This is a genomic window from Rhodovulum sp., assembly GCF_011048875.1.
GTDB lineage: Bacteria > Pseudomonadota > Alphaproteobacteria > Rhodobacterales > Rhodobacteraceae > Rhodovulum > Rhodovulum tesquicola.
Window position 1 is genome coordinate 1 of sequence record NZ_DSDD01000027.1, and the last position, 6,320, is coordinate 6,320.

The 6,320-nt window shown below is 66.7% G+C and carries 8 protein-coding genes and 2 pseudogenes; 6 read left to right on the forward strand and 4 right to left on the reverse strand.

What is annotated here, in order from left to right; genetic code table 11:
- The 3 genes and pseudogenes from ENN83_RS01020 to ENN83_RS01030 form a co-directional block, all read right to left on the reverse strand.
- Nucleotides 1-135 (reverse strand): annotated as a pseudogene (locus ENN83_RS01020) (chorismate mutase); the annotation flags it as partial.
- A gap of 133 nt (nucleotides 136-268) precedes the next feature.
- Nucleotides 269-1,774, reverse strand: coding sequence for a signal recognition particle protein (gene ffh / locus ENN83_RS01025; RefSeq protein ID WP_287183034.1), 1,506 nt, complete (start codon nucleotides 1,772-1,774; stop codon nucleotides 269-271).
- Nucleotides 1,775-2,022: 248 nt separating this feature from the next.
- The gene (locus tag ENN83_RS01030) at nucleotides 2,023-2,193 is read right to left on the reverse strand and encodes an NAD(P)H-dependent oxidoreductase (RefSeq protein ID WP_287183035.1); all 171 of its coding nucleotides are present in this window, start codon (nucleotides 2,191-2,193) and stop codon (nucleotides 2,023-2,025) included.
- A 98-nt stretch (nucleotides 2,194-2,291) separates the two neighbouring features.
- Here ENN83_RS01030 and ENN83_RS01035 point away from each other — a divergent pair, with 98 nt between their 5' ends.
- Nucleotides 2,292-3,167, forward strand: a complete 876-nt coding sequence (locus tag ENN83_RS01035) for a LysR family transcriptional regulator (protein ID WP_287183036.1) — start codon at nucleotides 2,292-2,294, stop codon at nucleotides 3,165-3,167.
- On the forward strand, nucleotides 3,158-4,051 hold the full coding sequence (locus tag ENN83_RS01040) for a DMT family transporter (protein ID WP_287183037.1): 894 nt from the start codon (nucleotides 3,158-3,160) through the stop codon (nucleotides 4,049-4,051). The genes ENN83_RS01035 and ENN83_RS01040 overlap by 10 nt, the downstream gene beginning before the upstream one ends.
- A gap of 9 nt (nucleotides 4,052-4,060) precedes the next feature.
- Here the strand turns inward: ENN83_RS01040 and ENN83_RS01045 are convergent, their stop codons facing one another.
- The gene (locus ENN83_RS01045) at nucleotides 4,061-4,432 is read right to left on the reverse strand and encodes an ArsR/SmtB family transcription factor (protein ID WP_132695630.1); all 372 of its coding nucleotides are present in this window, start codon (nucleotides 4,430-4,432) and stop codon (nucleotides 4,061-4,063) included.
- A 196-nt stretch (nucleotides 4,433-4,628) separates the two neighbouring features.
- On the opposite strand from ENN83_RS01045, the gene ENN83_RS01050 reads away from it, so the two are divergent.
- From ENN83_RS01050 to ENN83_RS01065, 4 genes and pseudogenes are all read left to right on the forward strand, one after another.
- Nucleotides 4,629-4,970 (forward strand): AtpZ/AtpI family protein, encoded by a 342-nt coding sequence (locus ENN83_RS01050; protein ID WP_253087880.1) that lies wholly within the window; start codon nucleotides 4,629-4,631, stop codon nucleotides 4,968-4,970.
- A gap of 2 nt (nucleotides 4,971-4,972) precedes the next feature.
- Nucleotides 4,973-5,725, forward strand: coding sequence for a F0F1 ATP synthase subunit A (locus tag ENN83_RS01055; protein ID WP_287183041.1), 753 nt, complete (start codon nucleotides 4,973-4,975; stop codon nucleotides 5,723-5,725).
- A 43-nt stretch (nucleotides 5,726-5,768) separates the two neighbouring features.
- Nucleotides 5,769-6,005, forward strand: coding sequence for a F0F1 ATP synthase subunit C (locus ENN83_RS01060; protein WP_074220027.1), 237 nt, complete (start codon nucleotides 5,769-5,771; stop codon nucleotides 6,003-6,005).
- An 81-nt stretch (nucleotides 6,006-6,086) separates the two neighbouring features.
- Nucleotides 6,087-6,320: pseudogene (locus tag ENN83_RS01065) on the forward strand (F0F1 ATP synthase subunit B'); the annotation flags it as partial.

Genomic DNA, 6,320 nt, shown 5'->3' on the forward strand with positions numbered 1-6,320 from the left:
ACGGCCCACGGCCTTGGTGTGCTTGAACCGCTCGCCCAGGGTGTAGACGAGGATCGCGTCCAGCCGGTCGATGCTGGCGCGGTGCTCGCGCAGAAGGTCCGCGGCGCGGGCGGTGGTGTCGGTCGCGGAGGTCACGCAGCGCTCCTTTCGTCGCGATTGGCAAATCGGGATTCCATCGGAATTCCATCGGACTTTCGTCGGACAAATTGCCCTGTGTCACGCCGCCCGGTGCCGGGCCGTCGCAGGGGATATGCCGGAGCGCGCCGCGTCATTTCTTCTTGCCGCCCAGCCCCGACAGCCCCGGCGGCAGGTCCATGCCGCCGCCAAGGCCGCCCATGCCACCGGGCAGCCCGCCGCCCATCCGGCGCGCGGCCTCTTCCAGCGCCCTGGGATCCATGTCGGCGCCCATGCCGGGCAGTCCGCCCTTGCCGAACATGCCGCCCAGCGCGCGTTTGAGCATGGCGCGGCCGCCCTTCTGGCCGAGCTTCTTCATCATGTCGGACATCTGGCGGTGCATCTTGAGCAGCTTGTTCAGCTCCGGCACCTCGAGACCCGCGCCGGCCGCGATGCGGCGCTTGCGGCTTGCCTGAAGGATCTGGGGATTGGCGCGCTCGACCCTGGTCATGGAATTTATCAGCGCGATCTGGCGGCGCAGGATCGAATCGTCGAAACCCGCATCGGCCATCTGCTTGGACATCTTGCCCATGCCGGGCATCATGCCCATGATGCCCTCCATCCCGCCCATCTTGAGCATCTGTTCCAGCTGCATCTTCAGGTCGTTCATGTTGAACTGACCCTTCTGGAAGCGCTTCATCATCCGCTCGGCCTGTTCGGCCTCGATGGTGGCCTGCGCCTTTTCCACCAGCGACACGATATCGCCCATGCCGAGGATGCGGCCCGCGATGCGTTCGGGATGGAATTCCTCCAGCGCGTCGAGCTTTTCGCCAAGACCCACATATTTGATCGGCTTGCCGGTCACCGCGCGCATGGAAAGCGCCGCGCCGCCCCGGCCGTCGCCATCCATCCGGGTCAGGATGACGCCGGTGATGCCGATCCGGCCGTCGAAATTCTCGGCGGTGTTGACCGCGTCCTGACCGGTCAGGCCGTCGACCACCAGCAGCGTCTCGCGCGGCGTGGCGACGTCGCGCACGGCCTCGACCTCGGCCATCAGCGCCTCGTCGATCGACAGCCGCCCGGCGGTGTCCAGCATGTAGACGTCATAGCCGCCCATCGCGGCCTGCTGCTTGGCGCGTTTCGCGATGTCGACGGGTTTCTGCCCCGGCACGATGGGCAGGGTATCGACGCCGATCTGCGCACCCAGGATGGCAAGCTGTTCCATGGCCGCCGGGCGGTTCACGTCGAGGGACGCCATCAGCACCCGCTTGCCGTTCACCTCCTTCAGCCGTTTTGCCAGCTTGGCGGTGGTGGTGGTCTTGCCGCCGCCCTGAAGGCCGACCATCAGGATCGACGCGGGCGGGTTGTCGACTCTCAGGTATCCCGGTTCGCCCTCACCGGTCAGGACCTTGACCAGTTCGTCATGGACGATCTTGACCACCTGCTGGCCCGGCGTGACCGATTTCGTCACTTCCTGCCCGGTGGCCTTTTCCTGCACCGACTTGACGAAGCTGCGCGCGACGGGCAGCGAAACGTCGGCCTCGAGCAGCGCCACGCGGACCTCGCGCAGCGCGGTCTTGACGTCCTCCTCGCTCAGCGCGCCCTGCTTGGTCAGGCGGTCGAACACGCCGGACAGGCGGTCGGAAAGACTTTCGAACATGCCCTTGGCCCTCCTGCGACCGTTTGCACCTGCCCCCGATATGGGCGGGGACGCCTGAAATGTCAGCGCGACGAAGCGCGAAACGCGTGACGCCCCCGTGGGCGAAACCTCGCTGACGGGGGGCGATCGCGGCACATGACCGAGACCGGAAGGCGTGAACCGTTCCGGATATCGGGGCGGCTTAAGCCATGGATGGGGGCGGGAGTCAAGTCCGGCCCGCCCGTGCGAGGGGGCAGGCCGGGCCTGTGTCAGGCGGCGCGGGGCAGTTTGTCGACCGCCGCATGAGCGGCGGCAAGGTCGCGGGTCAGGATACGGGGGTCGTCACCGGCAAGGCGGGCGGTGATGCGGTCGGTCAGGTCGCGCGAGACCGAGCCGTCGCGGCGGGGCGAGCTGTCGATGCGCAGGATTGTGCGGGACATGGGAAACCCCGATGGGGTGAGGATGTGAGGGTAAAATGGTTCTTGCGTTGATGAACACAATTGCTCAACTTCAACAAGTTCTGTGAGGTGGTGCACATATGGATCTCGACAACTGGGACGAAATCCGCACCGCCTTTCACGTTGCCCGGCTGGGCACGGTCAGCGGCGCGGCCGAGGCGCTGGGGGTGCATCATGCGACCGTGATCCGGCATGTCGATGCGCTGGAGACCCGGCTGGGCGTCAAGCTGTTCCAGCGCCATGCCCGCGGCTATACGCCGACCGAGGCGGGCGAGGAATTGATGCAGGTGGCCCAGGTCACTGCCGAGCAGTTCGGCCAGCTTTCGGGACGGCTGCGCGGGCAGGGCGCGGCGATGACCGGCGATCTGGCGGTGACGACGGTGGATGCGCTGACGCCGCTGGTGGTGCCGGTGCTGGCGGGGTTCCAGGCCGATCATCCAGAGCTGTCGGTGCGGCTGATGGCCGACCCGCGGCTTTACCGGCTGGAATATGGCGAGGCGCATGTCGCGGTGCGGGCGGGTGCCCGGCCCGACGAGCCCGACAATATCGTGCAGACGCTGTATGTGCAGAAAAGCGGGCTTTATGCCAGCCGCGACTATGTGGCGGCGCAGGGGGGGCTGGGCGAGGATGTCTCGGCCCACCGCTTTGTCGGCCCCACCGACGAGGAGCATCCCGCGCCGTTCTGCCGCTGGCTGCGGGCGCATGTCCCGGCCGAGCGGATCACCTTTCGCGTGGGCGACATGCGCGGCGCGGTCGAGGCGGTCGAGGCGGGGGCGGGGATCGGGTTCGTGCCGCTCTGGCAGGCGCGCGGGCTGCCCGATCTGGTCGAGATGCGCCCGCCGCGGCCCGAGTGGGAGGTGACGATCTGGCTGGTCACCCATGTCGATCTGCACCGCACCGCCAAGGTGCAGGCGCTGATCGCGCGGCTGAAGGAGGCGGCGCGGGAATGGCCGTGACCCGCGCCGAGGCGCTGCGCGGGCATCTGGCGATGCTGGCCTTTTCGGGGCTGGTGGCGGGCTCGTTCAGTTTCGGCAAGCTGATCGCCAACGATATCGACCCCGCCGCGCTGACCGCGCTGCGCTTTGCGCTGGCGGGCGGGCTCATCGGAGCGGCGGCGGCGCTGGGGCCGGGGCTGCACGCGCACCGGTTCCGGGCGCCCTGGCGGTTCGTGATCCTTGGCGGTCTGTTCGGGGCCTATTTCGTGCTGATGTTCGAGGCGCTGAAGACCGCCGAGCCGGTCGCGACGGCGGCGATCTTTACCCTGACGCCGGTGATGGCGGCGGGGTTCGGCTGGCTGTTCCTGCGCCAGACGATGACGGGCCGGATAGGCGTGGCGCTGGCGATCGGAGCCGTGGGGGCGCTGTGGGTGATCTTTCGTGGCGATCCTGCGGCGCTGATCGCGTTCGATCTGGGCCGGGGCGAGGCGGTGTTCTTCGTCGCCGCGCTGGCGCATGCCGCCTATACGCCGCTGGTGCGCAAGTTCAACCGGGGCGAGCCTGCGCTGGTCTTCACCTTCGGGATGATGACGGCGGCGCTGGTGCTGCTGCTGATCTACGGGCTGCCGTCGATCCGCGCGACCGACTGGGCCATGCTGCCCGCGCGGGTCTGGTGGGTGGTGCTGTACCTGGCGGTCTTTACCAGCGCGGTGACCTTCGTGCTGCTGCAATATGCGGCGATGCGGCTGCCCTCGGCCAAGGTGATGGCCTATACCTACCTGACGCCGAGCTGGGTGATCGGCTGGGAGATCGCGCTGGGCAATGCCGCGCCCCGCGGGCTGGTGCTGGGGGGGATCGGGCTGACGGTGGTGGCGCTGGTGCTGCTGCTGAAGGAGGACGGGTAGGGCGGGTCTTTACAGGCCCTCCCGGCAGGCGTCGTCGGAGGCATGCTGCGCCGCCGCCCCGTCATCGAGTTCAATCCGCAGGAACCGCTCGAACGCGTCGAGATCCACGGGGTCGAACTGGCCGAAGCCCTGCATCCAGACCGAGGCATCGCGCAGCGCGTCGGGTTCGAGCTTGCACCATTTCACCCGGCCGCGCTTTTCCTGGCTGATGAGACCCGCGCGGGTCAGGATGACCAGATGTTTCGAGATCGCGGCCAGCGACATCTCGAAGGGGGTGGCGACATCGGTCACGGCCATGTCGTCCTCGAGCAGCATGGCGAGGATCGCGCGCCGGGTGGGGTCGGCGAGGGCGGCGAAAACGATGTCGAGCCGGTCATCCATGGCCGGAGCATGGGCCGCCCGCCGCCCGATCGTCAACCGGAAGGTTGAATATGCAGCGCGCCCGAAAGCCGCGGATGCGGCGGCGCAGCGTTCCATGAAACCTTTTGTAAACAATGGCTTGGCGCGGAATATGGGCGCTTGACTCATGTCGGTGCCCTCTCTAGGTTCGCGGCGACTGTCCCAGGGGGCGCTCGGGGTGATTGATCCGGCGGAAAAGGAGCGGCTTGAGCGGCTCGAAGCGCGGATCGAGGCCCTGAAGAAGGCCGAGGCCGCCGAGCCCGGCAAGCGCCACCAGGACGAACACTATTCCCAGGCGCAACTGGCCTGGCGGATGGTGATCGAGCTTGTCGCCGGTCTGGGGATCGGCTTTGGCATCGGGTATGCGGTGGACCTGTGGCTGGGGACGCTGCCGATCTTCCTGGTGCTGTTCATATTGCTGGGCTTTGCCGCCGGGGTGCGCGTGATGATGCGCTCGGCGCAAGAGGTCCAGAGGCAACAGGTGGCCGAACAGGCCGCCAAGGACGACAAGAGGGATTGAACGTGGCAAGCGACCAAGCGACCGGCGGCCTGCAGATCCACCCGATGGACCAGTTCATCGTCAAGCCGCTGTTCGGCGGCGATGCGATCCATTGGTACACGCCCACCAACGTGACGCTGTGGATGGCGCTTGCGGTGGTCTGCGTGGTGCTGTTGCTGGTGATCGGCACGCGCGGGCGCGCGCTGGTGCCCAGCCGGGTGCAGTCGATCGCCGAGCTGGCCTATGGCTTCGTCTACAAGATGGTCGAGGATGTCTCGGGCAAGGACGGGGTGAAATACTTCCCCTACATCATGACGCTGTTCATCTTCATCGTCTTCGCGAACTTCCTGGGCCTGATCCCGATGGCGTTCACCACGACGTCGCATATCGCGGTGACGGCGACCATGGCGCTGGCGGTGTTCTTCTTCGTGACCATCCTGGGCGTGGTCAAGAACGGCATCGGCTTTCTCAGCCTGTTCTGGATCAGCGCCGCACCGCTGGTCCTGAGGCCGATCCTGGCGATCATCGAGATCATTTCCTACTTCGTGCGGCCGGTCAGCCATTCCATCCGTCTTGCCGGCAACATGATGGCCGGGCACGCGGTCATCAAGGTGTTCGCGGGCTTTGCGGGCGTGCTGGGCGTGGGCGCCGTGTTCCCGCTGGCCGCCATCACCGCGGTCTATGCGCTGGAGGTTCTGGTATCCTTCATCCAGGCCTATGTCTTCGCGATCCTCACCTGCGTCTATCTGCGCGATGCGCTGCATCCGAATCACTGACGCAATCCGAAATCTGCCAATTCCAACGTAAGGAGAAATCGACATGGAAGGCGATATCGTTCAAATGGGCGCCTATATCGGTGCGGGCCTGGCATGCACCGGCATGGGCGGCGCCGCTGTCGGTGTGGGCCATGTTGTCGGCAACTACATCTCGGGTGCGCTGCGCAACCCGTCGGCGGCCGCCTCGCAGACCGCGACCATGTTCATCGGTATCGCGTTCGCCGAAGCGCTGGGGATCTTCTCGTTCCTCGTCGCGCTTCTGCTGATGTTCGCCGTCTGATCTCCCGAACCGATCCTTACGGCCGGGTGGGAGCTTTGACAGCGCCCGCCCGGTGTAATCCCGGGGTCCAGGGGGACGACAATGGCAACTGATACGAACGCGGCCGAACCGGTCGGTATGCCGCAACTCGATTTCGCGACCTTCCCCAACCAGATCTTCTGGCTGGTGGTGACTCTGGTCGTGATCTATTTCGTGCTGTCGCGCATCGCGCTGCCGCGCATCGCGGCCGTTCTGGCCGAGCGCCAGGGCACGATCTCGAACGACATCATCGCCGCGGACGAGCTGAAGCTGAAGGCGCAGGAAGCCGAGCGGGCC

Coding starts and splice junctions, on each gene's coding strand:
- ffh (WP_287183034.1), bottom strand. CDS start 1,774: ATGTTCGAAAGTCTTTCCGACCGCCTGTCCGGCGTGTTCGACCGCCTG.
- ENN83_RS01030 (WP_287183035.1), bottom strand. CDS start 2,193: ATGTCCCGCACAATCCTGCGCATCGACAGCTCGCCCCGCCGCGACGGC.
- ENN83_RS01035 (WP_287183036.1), top strand. CDS start 2,292: ATGGATCTCGACAACTGGGACGAAATCCGCACCGCCTTTCACGTTGCC.
- ENN83_RS01040 (WP_287183037.1), top strand. CDS start 3,158: ATGGCCGTGACCCGCGCCGAGGCGCTGCGCGGGCATCTGGCGATGCTG.
- ENN83_RS01045 (WP_132695630.1), bottom strand. CDS start 4,432: ATGGATGACCGGCTCGACATCGTTTTCGCCGCCCTCGCCGACCCCACC.
- ENN83_RS01060 (WP_074220027.1), top strand. CDS start 5,769: ATGGAAGGCGATATCGTTCAAATGGGCGCCTATATCGGTGCGGGCCTG.